12 protein-coding genes are annotated in these 17538 nt (G+C 63.5%); 6 read left to right on the top strand and 6 right to left on the bottom strand.

All coding sequences use genetic code 11. From position 1 onward, the window contains the following. The first annotated feature begins 83 nt into the window (after positions 1-83). The 3 genes from ACLFLU_RS27080 to ACLFLU_RS27070 all read left to right on the top strand — a co-directional run bounded on the left by ACLFLU_RS27080 (position 84) and on the right by ACLFLU_RS27070 (position 4626). Positions 84-1067: an aldo/keto reductase gene (locus tag ACLFLU_RS27080; RefSeq protein ID WP_426407826.1), complete on the top strand. Its 984-nt coding sequence runs from the start codon at positions 84-86 to the stop codon at positions 1065-1067. Between the two features lie 263 nt (positions 1068-1330). Next, the gene (locus ACLFLU_RS27075; protein WP_426407825.1) at positions 1331-1561 is read left to right on the top strand and encodes a hypothetical protein; all 231 of its coding nucleotides are present in this window, start codon (positions 1331-1333) and stop codon (positions 1559-1561) included. A 248-nt stretch (positions 1562-1809) separates the two neighbouring features. Then, positions 1810-4626 carry an ATP-binding protein gene (locus ACLFLU_RS27070; protein WP_426407824.1) on the top strand — a complete coding sequence of 939 codons (2817 nt, stop codon included), beginning with the start codon at positions 1810-1812 and terminating at the stop codon, positions 4624-4626. 3 nt (positions 4627-4629) lie between these two features. Here the strand turns inward: ACLFLU_RS27070 and ACLFLU_RS27065 are convergent, their stop codons facing one another. The 3 genes from ACLFLU_RS27065 to ACLFLU_RS27055 form a co-directional block, all read right to left on the bottom strand. Beyond that, complete coding sequence (locus ACLFLU_RS27065) at positions 4630-5514, bottom strand: MBL fold metallo-hydrolase (protein ID WP_426407823.1); 885 nt, start codon at positions 5512-5514, stop codon at positions 4630-4632. Next, positions 5507-6013 (bottom strand): transporter, encoded by a 507-nt coding sequence (locus tag ACLFLU_RS27060; protein ID WP_426407822.1) that lies wholly within the window; start codon positions 6011-6013, stop codon positions 5507-5509. The genes ACLFLU_RS27065 and ACLFLU_RS27060 overlap by 8 nt, the downstream gene beginning before the upstream one ends. Positions 6014-6128: 115 nt before the next feature. Next, positions 6129-6953 (bottom strand): alpha/beta fold hydrolase, encoded by an 825-nt coding sequence (locus tag ACLFLU_RS27055; RefSeq protein WP_426407821.1) that lies wholly within the window; start codon positions 6951-6953, stop codon positions 6129-6131. A gap of 1131 nt (positions 6954-8084) precedes the next feature. Here ACLFLU_RS27055 and ACLFLU_RS27050 point away from each other — a divergent pair. Next, positions 8085-10547: a putative bifunctional diguanylate cyclase/phosphodiesterase gene (locus ACLFLU_RS27050; protein ID WP_426407820.1), complete on the top strand. Its 2463-nt coding sequence runs from the start codon at positions 8085-8087 to the stop codon at positions 10545-10547. On the opposite strand, the gene ACLFLU_RS27045 is transcribed toward ACLFLU_RS27050, so the two are convergent. The 3 genes from ACLFLU_RS27045 to thrS all read right to left on the bottom strand — a co-directional run bounded on the left by ACLFLU_RS27045 (position 10533) and on the right by thrS (position 14639). Beyond that, positions 10533-11801 carry a serine hydrolase domain-containing protein gene (locus ACLFLU_RS27045; RefSeq protein WP_426407819.1) on the bottom strand — a complete coding sequence of 423 codons (1269 nt, stop codon included), beginning with the start codon at positions 11799-11801 and terminating at the stop codon, positions 10533-10535. The two genes, ACLFLU_RS27050 and ACLFLU_RS27045, sit on opposite strands and share 15 nt — an antisense overlap. A 63-nt stretch (positions 11802-11864) precedes the next feature. After that, on the bottom strand, positions 11865-12428 hold the full coding sequence (locus ACLFLU_RS27040; protein WP_426407818.1) for a nitroreductase family protein: 564 nt from the start codon (positions 12426-12428) through the stop codon (positions 11865-11867). Positions 12429-12521: 93 nt separating this feature from the next. Beyond that, positions 12522-14639, bottom strand: a complete 2118-nt coding sequence (gene thrS, locus ACLFLU_RS27035; protein ID WP_426407817.1) for a threonine--tRNA ligase — start codon at positions 14637-14639, stop codon at positions 12522-12524. A 246-nt stretch (positions 14640-14885) separates the two neighbouring features. Here thrS and ACLFLU_RS27030 point away from each other — a divergent pair, with 246 nt between their 5' ends. Together ACLFLU_RS27030 and ACLFLU_RS27025 are read left to right on the top strand one after the other, a co-directional pair. Then, positions 14886-16232 carry a hypothetical protein gene (locus tag ACLFLU_RS27030; RefSeq protein ID WP_426407816.1) on the top strand — a complete coding sequence of 449 codons (1347 nt, stop codon included), beginning with the start codon at positions 14886-14888 and terminating at the stop codon, positions 16230-16232. Between the two features lie 64 nt (positions 16233-16296). Next, positions 16297-17466, top strand: a complete 1170-nt coding sequence (locus ACLFLU_RS27025; protein WP_426407815.1) for an MFS transporter — start codon at positions 16297-16299, stop codon at positions 17464-17466. Positions 17467-17538 lie beyond the last annotated feature (72 nt).

Genomic DNA, 17538 nt, shown 5'->3' with positions numbered 1-17538 from the left:
ACATGCCGATTTTATCACCTAATCGCGGGCTCGCGCGCGGCTTAAGTTCGCAGCCGAAAACCAATCTGCAAGGAGAAGCTGAAATGCAGGCGCGCAAACTGGGCAAGAGCGGTCTCGAGGTCTCGGCCCTCGGCCTCGGCTGCATGGGATTGAGCTACGGCTACGGTCCCGCGACCGAGACGTCACAGGCGATCACACTGATCCGGACCGCGTTCGATCGCGGCGTCACGTTCTTCGACACGGCCGAGGCCTATGGCCCCTTCGTCAACGAGGAGCTGGTCGGAGAGGCGCTGGCGCCGTTCCGTGACAGAGTGGTGATCGCCACCAAGTTCGGCTTCAAGGACGGCAAGGTCGAAGCCGGGCTCGACAGCTCCCCCGCCAACGTCAAGGCGGTGGCGGAGGCCGCGTTGAAGCGGCTCAAGACCGACCGCATCGATTTGTTCTATCAGCATCGCGTCGATCCCGCGGTGCCGATCGAGGACACCGCAGGCGCGGTGAAGGACCTGATCCGCGAGGGCAAGGTGCTGCATTTCGGCCTGTCCGAAGCGAGCGCCGCGAGCATCCGCCGCGCTCACGCGGTGCAGTCCGTCACCGCACTGCAAAGCGAATATTCGCTGTGGTGGCGCGAGCCGGAGCAGGAGATCCTGCCGACGCTGGAAGAGCTCGGCATCGGCTTCGTTCCGTTCAGCCCGCTCGGCAAGGGCTTTCTGACCGGCGCGATCAACGCGAGCACGACGTTCGATAGCAGCGATTTCCGCAACATCGTACCGCGCTTCTCATCGAGCGCACGCAAAGCCAATCAGGCGCTGGTCGATCTGCTCAGCGAGCTCGCCGCGGCGCGGAAGGTGACACCTGCGCAGATCGCGCTGGCCTGGCTGCTCGCGCAGACGCCGTGGATCGTGCCGATACCCGGCACCACCAAGCTGCATCGGCTCGAGGAAAATCTCGGCGCGGCTGCGGTGACGCTGTCGGCTGCGGATCTCGCTGCGATTCAAGGGTTGCTGGCCGGCGTGGCTGTCCAAGGCGACCGCTATCCTGCACATCTCCAGGCGCGAGTCGGCCGCTAACATGTATTGTGAATGTCCGGTGAGTGTTCGCTTACCGGACATTTCCGTCCTGTGTATTGATGTAAGCGCTACCAAGCTCCGCCGCGGAGGGGATTAGAAAACACCGGCGGCATCAGCTTATTCCGGGTGTGGTGCGACTTCGTCAGAGCCGGTGCAAGATACGTATTTCCGATAGTCAAATTTAATTCGCTTTCCATCCTGCTGGGTTATATGTCGGGCGTCCGTCCAAATGGGGGAGGCCGGCGCAGCCTCGGTGGGCTTGCGTGACCGGCACGGAGCAGGGGACCAAGCGCGTCGGCATGTTCGAAGTGATCCTCACCAGGCGCAAACGGTTTGGTTGGCGGTGGCAGGTCTGCGACCAGTCCGGCAAGATATTTGCTGATGGCTTCGAGCGCACGCGGCCGTCCGCCAAATATTATGGCGAGCGCGCGCTGTTCTTCCTGTTGTCGCAGGCCTATTTGCGCAATCGTTCCGCGGCCGCGAGCGAGGACTAGCGGCGGCTGCGCCCTTAGATATCGAACCACCAGCTTGCCCTTGGCGGCGTGATCCCTGATCAGCGCATAGGCCTCGCCAACGCCCTCCATCGTGAAGCGCCTGGCATTCAGCCGCGGCACCAGCTTGCCCGCCTGCGCGCGTTGCTCGATATCGTGATCGAACGATTGGCCGGGTGATGATCCCTGGGCTTCATGGACAGCGGACGCCGCGGCCTGATACAATTTCAGATGAACAACAGGTCATAGTCGTGAGCGACGTTTCGCTATTGTTCGGTCCATTCCGGCTAGATCCAGCACGGCGGCTTCTGATACGCGACGGCAAACCCGTGCGGCTTGGCGGCCGGGCGTTCGATCTTCTTATTGCGCTGGTCGATAACGGGCAGGAACTCATCAGCAAGGACGAGCTGATGAAGCGGGTCTGGCCTGATACTTTCATCGAAGAAGCCAATCTGAGGGTTCATATCGCGGCCCTTCGCAAGCTGCTTGGCGATGAGGGCGCCGGCGATCGCTACATCGGCACGGTGGCGGGGCGCGGCTACCATTTCATTGCGCCGGTCGTCCGTCACGACGAGACGTCCGGCGGCGCGGTCAAAAGTCTTCCGTCGCCGCCCGCCCACACGGTGCGGCACCTGCCGGCGTCGCTCACGCGCGTGATCGGCCGGTCTGATGCCATCGAGGACGTGTCCGGCCAATTGGCGCAGCATCGCTTTGTGACGATCGTCGGTCCCGGCGGCATCGGCAAGACCACCGTTGCCCTCGCTGTCGCGGGACATCTGACCGAGGCCTGCGGGCATCAAGCATGCTTTGTGGAGCTGGCCTCGTTGTCGGACCCGGCATTGATCCCGGGGGCGCTGGCATCCGTTCTGGGATTGGCGACCCTGGGCGACCAGCCCATTCCAGCGCTCGTCGCGCATCTCCAGGACACATCGATGCTCGTCGTGCTCGACAATTGCGAGCATGCGCTGGACGCGGTCGCGGTTCTCGTGGAGAGCCTGTTGCGCGGCGCGCCCGGCGTGCATGTGCTGGCCACGAGCCGTCAGCCCGTGCGCGCCGAAGGCGAGTTTCTCTATCACATCACGGCTCTTGCGGTGCCGCCGCGTGACGGACTGCCGCCGGTCGCCAGCGCGCTGCGCTTTCCGGCGGTCGAGCTCTTTGCCGATCGTGCCGCCGCATCACTCGACACGTTCGAGCTGACCGACGAAAATGTCGCGAGCGTGATCGATATCTGTCACCGCCTCGATGGAATTCCGCTGGCGATCGAACTCGCCGCGGCGCGGGTCGGTACGTTGGGTCTCGACGGATTGGCGCTGCGTCTCAACGATTGCTTTTCGGTGCTGACCAAGGGACGACGGACCGCGCTGCCACGCCACCAGACCCTGCGTGCGACATTGGATTGGAGCTTTGAGCTCCTGTCCGATGCAGAGAAGCTTGTCCTGCCGCGATTGGCCACGCTGGTCGGCGATTTCACCATGGAGGCTGCTTTCGCGCTCGGTCCGGGACCGGGCGGGGGCGTCTCGGTCGACGCCATGGACGCGTTCACCGGCCTGATCGAGAAATCGCTCGTTGCGACCGACGTCAGCGGCAATGTCATGCATTATCGCCTGCTCAGTACGACGCGCAGCTATGCGCTCGAGAAGCTTCGGTTGAACGGCGAGGCCGAGGCGATGGCGCGCTGTCATGCGACCTATTTCATGCAGCTCGCGCGGCAAGCCGAAAAGAGTTGGGAAACCCTTCCGGCCGCTCAGTGGCTATCGGTCTACGGCCGCAGCATTGACGACATACGCGTGGCGATCGACTGGGCCTTCTCGGAGGTCGGCGAACTCGCCATCGGTCTCGACCTGATGATAGCAACCGCACCGTTGTGGTTTCGGCTTTCGCTGATGGACGAATATCGCGAAAGACTTCAGCGTGCGCTGGAACGGATCACCGAGCTGCCAACGGACGATCCGGCCAGAGAGGTACGGCTTCGGATCGCGTTGGGACATTCGATCTGGTATTCGGCCAACGATGTCGACCGCATGCAGGACGCATTCACCCGGGCGCTCGATATCGCCGGGGAGATCGGTGATCGGTCGGCACAGTTGCAGGCTCTTTGGGGCATGTGGGCGGCGCTGCGAAGCCGCGGCGCCTATGAGTCCGCGCTCGGCGTCGCAAAGAAATACGAAGAGGTCGCGGTCAGCTTCGGCGATCCCAAATTTGTCTCGCTCGCGAATCGCATCCTGAGCGTCAACAACCACTATCTCGGCCGGCAGGAGCTGGCGCTGCGCCTGATCGCCAGCGTGCAGGGTGAGGCGGCCCGTAGCGACCCGGACAGGGTCCGATCGGCCAACAATGATTTTCAGCTCGACCGCAGCGTTGCCATGACCGCGTTGTCGGCGCGGATTGCCTGGCTGCAGGGCTTTCCGGACCGTGCGGCGGCGGCCGCGCGCGAGGCCGTCGAGATTGGGCTCAGGACGAGGCACGTGCTGTCGCTGGGCTACGCGCTGTGCATGGCCGGCTGTCCCGTCGCGCTCTGGAACGGCGACCTTTCGGAAGCCCGCCGATGCACCGGTCTGCTGCGGGAGCATGCCGCGAGGAATGGCCTCTACAGCAGCTGGGGCATTTGCTATGAGCGGGTTCTCCGTCTGCGTGAAGGCACCGAAGAGCAGATCCTGCTGGCCGCCTATATCGAGCCGCGGATCGATGTGTCGACCATCGGGCATCTGACCGCGCTTGGTTTCGGAGATGTCAGCGCGGACCTGCCGCTTGATGGCGATGTGCCCGAAGCGGCATGGAGCTATCCGGAAATCCTGCGCGTTCAATCCGAACTCGTCCTACAGACTGGGCAAGAGGATGCCGAAGCGCGGGCCGAGACGGTATTGTTGCGTTCGCTCGAGCTCAGCCGATCTCAATCGTTGCTGTCCTTTGAACTCCGAACCGCGACGAGCCTGGCCCGGCTCTGGGGCCGCACCGGGCGCGAAGCGGAGGCGAGAAGTGTGCTGCGGACGAGTTGCGACAAGTTCACGGAAGGTTTTGCGACCGCGGATATGACGCGGGCCCGAGACGTTCTGACGCAACTGTCCTGACTCCTAGGCGGGGACGTATCGATACCCGTTGCCCTTGCGCTCCGCAAAGCCAACGCCCGGATAGGTCCAGTGATAGCCGAGCAGTTTGATCCGGTCGGTCGCAGCGCGCTCGATCAGGCGCGTCCTGTTCCTGATTGCAAGATCGGGAATGGTGTCATAGCCGAAGCGCGCGCCGGGATGCGCGAATGATGCAATCTCGTTGGTGGCCGCATCGGCGCTGATGATGAGGCCAGTGCCTCCTGCCATTTCCAGTGAGATATGTCCCGGCGTGTGGCCCGCCGTATCCAGCGCCCGCAATCCCGTCACGATGTCGTCGCCGGGCGCCAGCATGACGACGCGATCCCTGATCGCGCCGAGGTCGCGCTGTGCGCCTTCGGCGAACTCATGCAGGACCGATGGCATGTTGTTGCGGTAGTCCGGGTCCATCCAGAAATTCCACTCTGCGGCCCCGACATAATAGGTTGCGTTGGGAAATCGAAGACTGCCGTCGGCGGTCAGTGTCCCCCAGACGTGATCCGGGTGCGCATGCGTGAACACCACCTTGGTGACGGCATTGGCATCGATGCCGGATGCGCTCAGGTTCGCGGACAGCAGGCCATCCGACGGCTGATATTTGTCTCCCGAGCCGATGTCGACGAGGATGATATCGCGTCCTCTGCGGATGACCGGAATGTTGGTCTTCGACTTGACCAGCCCGGCGCTCAGATCTCCCGTCTTCATCAGGATGTTGTTGCGCTCTTCGGGCGTCCCCTCGGGGGCTACGATGTCGATCGGGACGGTGATGTAACCGTCGCTGACGACGGTGATCTGAAACTCGCCCTGAACGAAGCTGAAATTGTCGGGTGCGGGAGCCTGTCGCTGCTGTCGGACGATGGAAAGGTCAGTCATGGCACGTTCCTCTCGTGTTGATGTGCGACTGTCCGATGGCACCGAGCAGCGCCCGGGCGATCGCTATTGACGACTTCGTCTCGTCTCCGATGATCAACAGTCCTGCGCCGGTCCCCACTGGGGCGAGATCGATGCCACTTGGCATCACCGCAACCGGCTTGCCGGCGGCGAGCAGTTTTGCGATCAGGGCACCTGCCGTCGTGTGCAGTTCTGGCCGCCAGACGGCTCCGGGCAGGCCAACGCAAAATGCGGCGTCGAAATCGTCCGCGTAGACCCGGTCCAGGCTGACCGTATCGCTGAATTCGTCGATCGCGATTCCGTCTCGCCTGAAGCGTTGCATGAGGTCGGTGGAAGCGCCGCTGTCACCGGCAGGCTCCATCAACGGCGATCCACCGGAGGGTGAGGCCAGCACGACTTCGACATTGGCGCCCCGGAAGACGAAATAAGGTCCCGCGGCGTGTTCGAACCGAACCGCCGGATCGCCTTTGGCCACAGTCATGTCAGCTTCCGGAATCAAGATCATGAGAACTCTCATCTCGCAGGAAATCCAATCCTCGTGATGTGACGTCCGGCTCCCCCGCATTGTGGGGAAGCCGGTACGGGAATCGCGGGTGTCAGGCCTTGAAGAACGCCAGCAGGTCCGCGTTGATGATGTCGGCGTGGGTCGTCGGCATGCCGTGCGGCAGGCCCTGGTAGACCTTCAGCGTGCCGCGCTGGAGCAGTTTTGCGGCCAGCGGACCGGAATCGGCGAACGGCACGATCTGGTCGTCTTCGCTGTGCATCACGAGGACGGGGACCGTGATCTTCTTGAGATCGTCGGTGTGGTCGGTCTCCGAGAACACTTTGATGCAATCATAATGGGCCTTCGTCGCGCCCATCATGCCCTGGCGCCACCAATTGTTGATGATGCCTTGCGAGACGTTGGCGCCTGGGCGATTGAAGCCGTAGAACGGCCCGCCGGCGACGTCGAGGTACAGCTGGGCCCGGTTTGCGATCAGGCCGTTGCGGTAGCCGTCGAACACCTCCATCGGCGTGCCGCCCGGATTCTTGTCCGATTTCAGCATGACCGGCGGAATCGCGCTGATCAGGACGGCCTTGGCGACCCGGCCGCGGGCATGTTGGGCGACGTAGCGCGTCACTTCGCCGCCGCCGGTGGAATGGCCGACATGGATTGCGTTCATCAGGTCGAGCTTCTCCACAAGTTCCGCGACGTCCGCTGCGTAGGTGTCCATGTCATTGCCGAGGAAGGTCTGGCTGGAGCGCCCGTGCCCGCGCCGGTCGTGGGCGATGACCCGATAGCCCTTCTCAAGGAAGAACATCATCTGGTTATCCCAATCGTCCGCGCTGAGCGGCCAGCCGTGGTGGAACACAATTGGCTGACCCTTGCCCCAGTCCTTGTAGAAAATCTCGGTGCCGTCCCTGGTGGTGATCGTGCTCATGTGAGGTCTCGCTGTGCTGGAGGGATAGGGGGTGTCCTTCGAATTGCCGACGACCCGAGCATGCGTTTCGGCCAGCGGAAGCGCCAATAAAGGTTTGAAAATAGTTGTGAGGGTCGGGCTACACGCGGCCCGGCTACAATCTCTTGCGTTGCCCGTCAGGCAAAACACGCCATCTGTTGGTCGATACCGGCGATCAAAAATATTCCACTTTACCGAAATTCGGAAACGGCGTATGTGTCGCGTAACCCGGCCCAAGGAAGAGGGGCGTATCGCGATCGTCACGAACGCGGGCCGGATGGCGGTGGACGCAGGCCACATCGGCGCGAAGGGTTTTGCAGGGCGGGCAACCGTGAGCAAAAAGGTCGCGCACACGACCGGTGTGACTGCGTACGGCGAAATCGTGTGGTCCTGACGCCCGGGGGTCTGTGCGTCAAGTCTCGCAGAGATGCGTGTGGCCCAACCGGGTTCGCGCATCGATCATCCGCGAGACGACGGGGGCAATAGTGCATCGCTCCCCGGGGAGAGCGCGACATAAGCCGTCAAACCACTGCGCAGGGAAGGCCGGATGTCTCGGCTGCCCTGTTACCCGCTGTGCAGTGTAGCGCAATCCACTCATGGCATAGCGGTCAATGGGAGCCAGCCGGCTCCCGGCCTTCCCTGCGCCCTCTTTCAATCGAGGGTGAGGCGACGAAGCAAAGCTCGGGCGAGATGGGCCGCGAGAGGGCGAAGGTGTGTCTGCAGTTTGAAGTTGGTGCGTGCACCAATCTGTGACCGTCACCCTGAGGCGCCGGAGCGAAGCGGAGGCCTCGAAGGGCGACGGCCCCGCTGCAGCTCGGCCGTACATCCTTCGAGGCTCGGCTTGCGATGCATTCGCATCACAAGCCTCGCACCTCAGGATGACGGGATGGATGCTGTCTCCGCGGAAAGACTCTGGATTGCTCCTCTGCGCTCGCAAAGACGACGTGGCGACGCATTGCATTTCACACGACTGTCATAGTCTCTAATGCCCACTAACCATCGCCCGACTTAAAACTGTCATAATCACTAAAATGGCACCGCGGCTGCGGCCTTTTTACACGCCATTAAGCGCGGTTGCATTGGATGCGGCGTAAGAGTGCGTTGGGGACTGCAATGAGTGCCGCGAAGAAAATGCCGGGTAAGCCGGCCACCGAAATGTTTGACGACATCCCGGTGCTTCAGCGCAAATGGCGTGCCGCGTTGAAGCCGGGTGACCGGCTGCCGCGCTATGAGGACGTGATGCTCGGCAGCCTCGGACGGCTGGCCGACCATATCGCGCTGCTCAAGGGGGACGGCGCGCTCGAACTCTCGCGCAGCGGACGCTACGTGCAGAAATGGCTTGGCGAGGAGCGCTGGGACATTCCGGTCGCCGAGCTGTCGCCGGATTGCGCCACCGCGCTGTCGGAAGCGGTGGCAAGCGCGCTCAGGAACGGACGGCCGCACCAGGCCAGCGCCCATTGCGTGCGCGACGGCATGGTCCGGACCTACGATGTGCTGGCATTGCCGACGGCCTCGCGCTGGGGCGCGACACTGGTCGGCGCCTATGTCAACGAGCGCGGCGCGCAATACAATCTGCTCGACGCGATCTTCTCGTCGACCGATGACGCGGTGGTGTCGCTGGCGACCCTGCGCGACGCCAACGGCGCGCCGTTCGATCTGCAGGTCGTGCACCACAACAAGAGCGCCGGGCTGCTGCTGAAGGTCGCAAGCGGAAGTCTGCTGTGGCGGCGGATCAGTGAGGGCAGCACGCTGCTGGCTTCGCCCGAGATCATGAATTTTCTGCTCAAGGCCGTGTCCGGCGGCCGCGGCGAGCAACTCGAGATCGAGCACGAGGGCCGTTACCTCCGGTTCAGCGCCACCGCCTTCGCCGACGTGGTCTCGCTGACGATCTCGGATGTCACGGCGCTAAAGCGCCGCGACGCCTCGTTCCGCCTTCTGTTCGACAACAATCCGATGCCGATGTGGGTGTTCGACGCCGACACCAAGCAGTTCCTTGGCGTCAACGACGCCGCGGTCCAGCATTACGGCTACAGCCGCGCGGCGTTCCTGCGCATGACATTGCGCGAGATCTGGCCGCAGGACGAATGGGACAGCCACGCCGAGGCGCTCGAGCGCATCGGCGACAGCTATCATTCCTCGCGCAACTGGCGGCATCTGCGCGCCGATGGCAGCGAGATTGAGGTGCTGACCTTCGGCCGCCGCGTCGCCTTCGACGACCGCGACGGCTATCTGGTCGCGATGGTCGATATCACCGAGCGGCGCAAGGCCGAGGCACGGATCGCGCACATGGCCCACCATGACGGGCTCACCGATCTGCCGAACCGCGAATATTTCCAGGAGCGCTTGCAGCAGGCACTCGATCAGGCCGCAGGCAAGCGCGTCGGCGTGCTCTATATCGACCTCGACCTGTTCAAGAACATCAACGACTCCTTCGGGCATCCGGCGGGCGACCGTCTGCTCAAGGAGGTGGCCGAGCGCCTGACCACTGCGGTCCGCGGCGCCAATCTTGCCGCAAGGCTCGGCGGCGACGAGTTCGCCGTGATCCTGGCGGCCGACGTCTCGCCGAACGAGGCCAGCGCGTGTGCGGCCCTGCTGATCGACATGCTGAAAGCGCCCTACGACATCGACGGCCAGGAGATGGTGATCGGCGCCAGCATCGGCATCGCGCTGTCGCCGGGCGACGGCGTGACGTCGGAGGAGTTGATGCGAAACGCCGACATGGCCCTGTACCGGGCGAAGTCCGACGGCGGCGGCGTGCATCATTTCTTCGAGCGCGAGATGGACCTTCAGGCGCAGAAGCGCCGCGACATGGAGCTCGATCTGCGCCGTGCGTTTGCCAACGGCGAGTTCGAGCTGTACTACCAGCCGCTGGTGTCGATCGCATCCGACCGCATCTCCGGCTTCGAGTCGCTGCTGCGCTGGCATCACCCCGACAAGGGCATGATCTCGCCGGCCGAGTTCATTCCGGTTGCGGAGGATATCGGCCTGATCACCCAGCTCGGCGAGTGGGTGCTGCGCGAGGCCTGTGCCGAAGCGGTGAAGTGGCCGACCGACGTCAAGGTCGCGGTCAATCTGTCGCCGGCGCAATTCCGCAGCCGCAACCTGGTTCAGGTCGTGATCTCGGCGCTGGCGCAATCCGGCCTGTCGCCGAAGCGGCTCGAGCTCGAAATCACCGAGTCGATCTTCCTGGCCGAGACCGATGCCAATCTCGCGATCCTGCATCAATTGCGCGAGCTCGGCGTCAGCATTTCCATGGATGATTTCGGAACCGGCTATTCCAGCCTCAGCTATCTCCGCAGCTTCCCGTTCGACAAGATCAAGATCGACCGCTCGTTCGTGAAGGATATGGCACTGCGGCCCGATTGCGGCGCAATCGTGCGTGCGATCTCCGGCCTCGGCCGCAGCCTCAACATCACCACGACCGCGGAAGGCGTCGAGACCGAGGATCAGCTCGACTGGCTCCGCGCCGAAGGCTGCAACGAGGTACAGGGCTTTCTGTTCAGCGCGGCGCGGCCCGCCGCCGAGATCGCAAAGCTGCTGGCCGATTTCGGCCAGCGCGCCTCACGGGCGGCGTAGCTCCTCGGGGTAGCAGTCGTAGACCAGCGCCTTGAACGCGGGCGTGATGCGGCCGCGCTCGTTCTGGGTCTGCTGCATCAGCACGTAGACCATGTCGAGCTTGGGATCGACACCAAAATAGGTGCCGCTGCCGGAGTCCCATTTCAATTCGCCGAGCGAGCCGGGCGGCGGCGGCTTTGCGTTGCCGGGATCGGTGCGTACGGCAAGTCCGTAGCCGTAGCCGAAGCCGTCGCCCGGGAAATAGAAATAGTCGCGGTCGACGCCGGAGCCCGGCCCGATCTGGTCGGTCGTCATGTCCTTGAAGGCGGCGGGGCTGAGATAGCGCTCGCCGTCGAACTCGCCGCCATTGAGCAGCATTTGCGAGAAGCGTTGATAGTCAGTGATGGTCGAGAGCAGGCCGCCGCCACCGGATTGCCATTCCGGATGGTCGAGGCGCTCGCGCTCGGCGTCGAGCAGGATCTGGTCGCTCGGCAGCGGCCGCGCCATGCGTTCGAGCTCGTCAGGCGTCGTCAGCACGAATTTGGTGCTGGTCATGCCGAGCGGATCGAAGATGCGCTGCTTCAACGCGTCGTACAGCGTCTGCCCGGTGATGATCTCGATGACGCTGCCGAGCACGTCGGTGGAATGACCGTAGCGCCACAGCGTCCCCGGCTGACGTGCCAGCGGCAGCCTGGCGATGCGGTCGGCGAACTCCCGGTTGTTGAAGGGGCCCGCGAAGATATGGGCCGACTTGTAGGCAAGCTCGACCCATTTGCCGCCGATATAGTCGTAGGTGATGCCCGAAGTGTGCCGCATCAAATCCCTGATCGTCACCGGATGGATCGGCGGCACCATCTCGAGCGCCATCGAGCCATCCGGCTTGGTGACTTCCATTCCCACCTTCGTGCCGGCAAACAGCGGAATGTATTTCGACACGGGATCGGTGAGCGCGAGCTTGCCCTCGTCGATCAGCATCATAGCAAGCACGCTCGTGATCGGCTTGGTCATGGAATGGATGGCGAAGATCGTGTCCGGCGTCATCGACAGCCGCGTCCTGACGTCGCGTACCCCGAACAGCTTGAAATAGACCGGCTTGCCGTGCTGCTGGATCAGGACCGTGGCCCCCGGCAATCGGCCGGTGGTGACCTCGTTTTCGAAGAACGAAGTGATGCGTCGCAGCCCGTCGGCGGAGGGGGCGGGGACGTCGGCGGCGCGGCTCCGCGCCATCGTGCCGGCCAGCATCGCGGCCCCGACCAGAAATTCACGACGCTTCATCCGGGCTTCCTCCCCCGACGAGAACAAAGCCGCAAGACGTTCGAGGCGTCAACAAGACTTCGATTAAAAACGCGTCACGATTTCAGAAAGGACCGGTCGCGGACGATCCTCGCTCGGTTTGGTCGGCTTACCGATGTGGACGAGGCCGGCGAGCTTTTCGTCCGCCTTGAGGCCAAGTCCGTCCAGCACGTCGCGATCGAAGGAGAACCAGCCGGTCAGCCAGCAGGCGCCATAGCCGAGCGCGGTCGCGGCGGTGACGATGTTCATCACGCTCGCGCCCGCCGACAATTCCTGCTCCCACGCCGGCACCTTGGGATGCGGCTTGGTGAAGCTGACGATGCCGATCACCAGCGGCGCATCGGTGAGACGCTTGCGCTCGGTCTCGATATCGGCCGCGGGGGCGCCGGGATTCTTCCGCGCAAAGACCTTGGCGATCACCTCGCCGGCTCGCTGGCGCGCATCGCCTTCAAAAATGATGAAGCGCCAGGGCGCGAGCTTGCCATGATCGGGCACCCGCGCGCCGATGGTGAGAATGGTCTCGAGCTCGGCCGGCGAGGGGCCTGGTCCGGTCATCTCGCGCGGCTTGACCGAGCGGCGGGTCTTCAGGAGTTCGATGGCGTCGGGCACTGCATTTACCTCTTCGGCTGGTCGTCGGGCGTGCAGTCCCCACATAGGAACGCACGCCCGCTACCGAAAGCGAATTTAGATCGATTTCAGGAATCAAACCGCGCCGCGAGCCCGCCGGACATCCGGCGGAGTCGCCTCGTCGACCAGGGCGGCGATTGCCTCCTCCGTCGTCATCACCTTCTGTCCGTCGCTGCCGAGCCGGCGAACGGAGACCGAATGCGTTTCGGCCTCCTTCTTGCCGACCACGAGCAGTGCCGGGATCTTGGCCAGCGAATGCTCGCGGACCTTGTAGTTGATCTTCTCGTTGCGCAGGTCGATCTCGACCCGAAGCCCCGCGCGCCGCGCCTGCTCCAGCACCACCTTGGCGTATTCGTCGCCTTCCGAGGTGATGGTGGTGACCACCGCCTGCACCGGCGAGAGCCAGAGCGGGAAGTTGCCCGCATAGTGCTCGATCAGGATGCCGATATAGCGCTCCATCGAGCCGCAGATCGCGCGGTGCACCATCACCGGCGGCTTCTTGCCGCCGTCATGGTCGATGTAGAACGCACCGAACCGTTCCGGCAGGTTGAAGTCGACCTGCGTGGTGCCGCACTGCCAGTCGCGGCCGATGGCGTCGCGCAGCACGTACTCGAATTTTGGCCCGTAGAAGGCGCCTTCGCCCGGATTGATCTCGGTCTTGATGTGATTGTTCTGCGTCTGGATCTCGCGCAGCACGGTCGCCATCACGCGCTCGGCGTGATCCCACATCGCATCCGTGCCGACGCGCTTGTCCGGTCGCGTGGAGAGCTTCACCGTGAGATCGCCGGTGAAACCGAAATCCGCATAGGTCGACAGGATCAGATCGTTGATCTTCAGGCACTCGTCCGCGAGCTGGTCCTCGGTGCAGAAGATGTGCGCGTCGTCCTGGGTGAAGCCGCGCACGCGCATCAGGCCGTGCATGGCGCCCGATGGCTCGTAGCGATGCACAACGCCGAACTCCGCGAGGCGCAAGGGGAGGTCGCGGTAGCTCTTCAGGCCGTGCTTGAAGATCTGGACGTGACCGGGACAGTTCATCGGCTTGAGCGCGAACCAGCGCTTGTCCTCGGCCTCGTCGCCGGCCGACTGCGCCGCGAACATGTTCTCGCGGTACCAGCCCCAATGGCCCGAGGTCTCCCACAGGGACTTGTCGAGGATCTGCGGCGCGTTGACCTCGTTATAGTCGCCGGTCAGGCGTCGCCGCATATAGGCGATCAGCTGCTGGAAGATGGTCCAGCCCTTCGGGTGCCAGAACACGACGCCCGGACCTTCCTCCTGGAAGTGGAAGAGGTCGAGCTCGCGCCCGAGCTTGCGATGGTCGCGCTTCTCGGCTTCCTCGATCTGCTTGAGGTAAGCATCGAGGTCCTCCTGCTTGGCGAAGGCCGTGCCGTAGATGCGCGTCAGCATCGGGTTGTTGGAATCGCCACGCCAATAGGCGCCGGCTACCTTCATCAATTTGAAGGCGTTACCGACCTTGCCGGTCGAGGTCATGTGCGGGCCGCGGCAGAGGTCGAACCAGTCGCCCTGGTAGTAGATCTTGATCGGCTCGTTGCCGGGAATGGCGTCGACCAGCTCGACCTTGAAGGCTTCGCCCTTGTCGCGGAAAACCTGCTTGGTCTTCTCGCGGTCCCATACTTCTTTCGTAAAGGGTTTGTCGCGCGCGATGATCTCGCGCATCTTCTTCTCGATCGCGGCAAAATCTTCCGGTGTGAACGGCTCGTTGCGGAAGAAGTCGTAGTAGAAACCGTTCTCGATCACGGGGCCGATGGTCACTTGCGTGCCAGGCCACAGCGACTGCACGGCTTCCGCAAGCACGTGCGCGCAATCGTGACGGATCAATTCGAGCGCGCGCGGATCGTCACGGTTGACGAACTCGATCTTCGCATCGGCTTCGATGGGATCGTTGAGGTCGGCGACTTCGCCGTCGAGCGCCATCGCCACCGTGCGCTTGGCCAGCGACGGCGAGATGCCCTTGGCGATATCAAGACCGGTGATACTCTTGTCGAACTGGCGCTGGGCGCCGTCGGGGAAGGTGAGGGTGACTTTAGCGGCTGGGGTCACAGGCTTCAGGTTGCTGAGGGAATATTGGAAGCCGGATTCGGACTTCGCTTGATCAGACTTGGCTTGATCAGACTTGGCTTGATCGGACTTGGCTTGATCAGACTTCAGTTGATCGGATTTGGGCTGGTCGGACATTGCGTTTCTCCTGAGGCTCACTCCTGCGAACGAGCGCAGGTAAGCGGAAAGCAAGCGTATAGCAGGCGATTCGGGCGGCGCAATCGCGGATTCTCGGGAAATTCGCGGCGGCAAATGGGCGCCCGGAGGGAGCGAGGCAGGATTTTCCCGGCGCAGTCATGCATCGGTCGCACGGCGCGGTGTAGGCTGGAGCTTTCAACGCCTTTGATTTTGCGATGGCGGCGCCGCCGTCGCCACGGTTGTGCCATGAAATCCAGTGTCGGGCTGAGCTGCGCGCTCGTGTTTTCACTGCTCCCGCTCTCGCATTCGGCAAGAGCGGCCCCGCCGGCCGACAAGCCGATGGAGCAGCTTGCGATCTATGAGGCGAAGGGGGCGCCCGATTCCTGCGGACCAGGCTGCGATCATTGGATCGCGATCGAAGGCAAAGTAGACCCAGGCTCGGCCACGCGGGTCGAGCGCTTCCTCCACGAACGCAAGGACACGCACCGGCCGATCTATTTCAATTCGCCGGGTGGTGAAATGCGCGATGCGCTGGCGATCGGACGACTGCTTCGCGCCCAGAAGGCGGTCGGCCGGGTCGGGCGCACGGTTGTCGATGCCTGTCCGGGCACCCAGACGGACGACGCCTGCACCTTGATCAAGACCAATCGCGACGAAGTCATCGCAAGCATCGTGACCCGCGGTGCCGTATGCGGCTCCGCCTGCACCTTCCTGTTGTTCGGTACATCAACGCGCGAAGTTGCGCCGGATTCGATGGTGGCCGTTCACGGTGCACGGGTAGGAATGCAATTCCGGGTCAATGTGACTGAAGCGCGCCGCGAGGAAGCCATCGCGAAGGCCCACGTCGAAGCCGATAGAATGGCGTTTGCCTATGTCGACGAAATGGGCATCAGTCGTGACGTCATGACGCTGGCCGACAGCATCAGTCCAGACAATATCCGCGTTCTGACGCGCCAGGAATTGTACAACTTCCGGATCGACACCAGGAACGTCGTCGAAACGCCGTGGGCCATGGAGAAGGCGCCCAGTCCGCTGGTGCAGAAGATCGTCCAGATCAAGACCGACAGCGGCTTCCAGAAATTTGAATGGCGTTTCATCTGCGGCGGCAAAACGCAGACCCGTCTCATGGTCGCCAATGAGTTGAGCAAGGACGCCAGCGGCACCAGAGGCATGACCATGGTTGCCGGTTCGACGAAAGCGCCGCAATTTGCCAAACTCCCGATCCGCGTTGGACCTTACGAGATCTGGACGGCTGTCATCACGGCCGACGCCATGAAGGATCTGGTTGCCGTCCCGCGGCTGCGGACCGATCAAAGCACACTGTTGCCGGACGGTAAGACGACGTCGACCTTCTTCGAGATCGAGACCCGAGGCCTTGAGCCTGCCTCCGACCAATTGTCGGCGGCATGCCAGACCGTGCAGGCCAAGATCGTGCCGCCCAAATTGCCATCGCCAGAGCCGTCATCGCCGTGGCCTTCATCGTCGAAGTGGACTGGGTCGCCGAAATGGCCTGCACCGCCACCCGTGACGGCCCAGGGAATCGGGGTGGTTGGTGCGAGAGACCCTGCGCCGCAGCCAGCCTCCGCGAAGTAAGCTGCCTTGCGACGGATGAGATCGTCCCTTTCATTCGACGCGATCCTGCTCTACATGCATTTGCATGGAAAATCCCCGCGCCGGCCGTTTCACGCCAACCGCCCTGATGCTTGGCAATCTCGTCACCGGTTGCTCGGTGCTGGCGCCGGCGGGGATGCTGCCGGAATTGTCGGCGGGGCTCGGGATCAGCATTCATGCGGCCGGGCTGCTCATCACCTTCGGTGCGATCACACTGTGTATCGGCTCGCCGCTGACGGCCTGGCTGACCAGCCGCATCGAACGGCGGGTGTTGCTCACGACCACGCTCGCAGCGCTCGCTCTTGGCAATCTCGCCTCGGCCTTTGCGCCCGACTATGTCAGCCTCCTTGTCATCCGCCTGGTGATGCTCGCCGTCGGCGCCCTCTACACGCCGCAGGCTGCGGGCACGGCGGCACTGATCGTGCCGGCGGAGCGGCGTGGCAGCACGATTGCCTACATCTTCCTCGGCTGGTCGTTGGCTGCCGCCGTCGGCCTTCCTCTGATCACCTTCATCGCCAGCCGCTATGGCTGGCGCGCCGCCTATGGCGAGATTGGCGCGCTCGGCTGCGTCAGCTTCCTGTTGCTGCTGGTGCGCCTGCCGGCGGGTCTGAAGGGCACACCCGTTGATCTGACGACCTGGAGCGCGGTTGGGCGTAGCCGGACCATCCTGTTGCTGCTTGCGATCACCATGCTGCAAATGTCCGGACAGTTCGTGGTGTTCACGTTCATGGGGCCGCTGCTCAAGAAGCTCACCGATGCCGGCCCCGATGCGATCGGCATGGTGTTTGGCACCTACGGCGTCTGCGGTTTCCTTGGTGTCGTCATCGCGACCCGCATCGTCGACACCTGGGGACCTTACCGAACCTCGCTGCTGTTCACATGCCTGCTACTCGCGGGCATCACTGGCTGGGCGCTCGGCGCCGGCACACTCGTGTTGATGGCGGGCGCGGTCGCGATCTGGGGATTGGGCTTCGCCTCGACCAATTCAATGCAGCAGGTGCGGCTGGTCGCAGCCGCGCCGCAGCTTGCATCGGCGACCGTCGCCCTTAACACCTCCGTGCTCTATATCGGCCAGGCCGTCGGCTCCGCCATCGGCGGACTGCTGTTCGCCCGCGAGCTCCTGCACCCGCTCGGCTTCGTGGCGGTCGGCTTTGTCGTGCTGGCGCTGATCCTGGTGATCCTGAGCCGTCCCCGGCCGGCTGCCGCCGCGGGCTGAAGCTGGCATTTCCTGCGTGCAAGGCGCTTGGCAAACCGCGCGGGAGAGCGCTAGAAGGCCCGTCATGGGGGA

It is taken from the genome of Bradyrhizobium ganzhouense, from assembly GCF_049949285.1.
Lineage (GTDB): Bacteria > Pseudomonadota > Alphaproteobacteria > Rhizobiales > Xanthobacteraceae > Bradyrhizobium > Bradyrhizobium ganzhouense.
Note: the sequence above shows the minus strand (reverse complement) of the source record. Positions and strands in the feature narration are given on the sequence as shown.

What these genes read in the sequence shown, in the direction of transcription:
- ACLFLU_RS27080 (WP_426407826.1), top strand. Translation starts at nt 84, where the DNA reads ATGCAGGCGCGCAAACTGGGCAAGAGCGGTCTCGAGGTCTCGGCCCTC.
- ACLFLU_RS27065 (WP_426407823.1), bottom strand. Translation starts at nt 5,514, where the DNA reads ATGACTGACCTTTCCATCGTCCGACAGCAGCGACAGGCTCCCGCACCC.
- ACLFLU_RS27060 (WP_426407822.1), bottom strand. Translation starts at nt 6,013, where the DNA reads ATGACTGTGGCCAAAGGCGATCCGGCGGTTCGGTTCGAACACGCCGCG.
- ACLFLU_RS27055 (WP_426407821.1), bottom strand. Translation starts at nt 6,953, where the DNA reads ATGAGCACGATCACCACCAGGGACGGCACCGAGATTTTCTACAAGGAC.
- ACLFLU_RS27050 (WP_426407820.1), top strand. Translation starts at nt 8,085, where the DNA reads ATGAGTGCCGCGAAGAAAATGCCGGGTAAGCCGGCCACCGAAATGTTT.
- ACLFLU_RS27045 (WP_426407819.1), bottom strand. Translation starts at nt 11,801, where the DNA reads ATGAAGCGTCGTGAATTTCTGGTCGGGGCCGCGATGCTGGCCGGCACG.
- thrS (WP_426407817.1), bottom strand. Translation starts at nt 14,639, where the DNA reads ATGTCCGACCAGCCCAAATCCGATCAACTGAAGTCTGATCAAGCCAAG.
- ACLFLU_RS27030 (WP_426407816.1), top strand. Translation starts at nt 14,886, where the DNA reads ATGAAATCCAGTGTCGGGCTGAGCTGCGCGCTCGTGTTTTCACTGCTC.
- ACLFLU_RS27025 (WP_426407815.1), top strand. Translation starts at nt 16,297, where the DNA reads ATGGAAAATCCCCGCGCCGGCCGTTTCACGCCAACCGCCCTGATGCTT.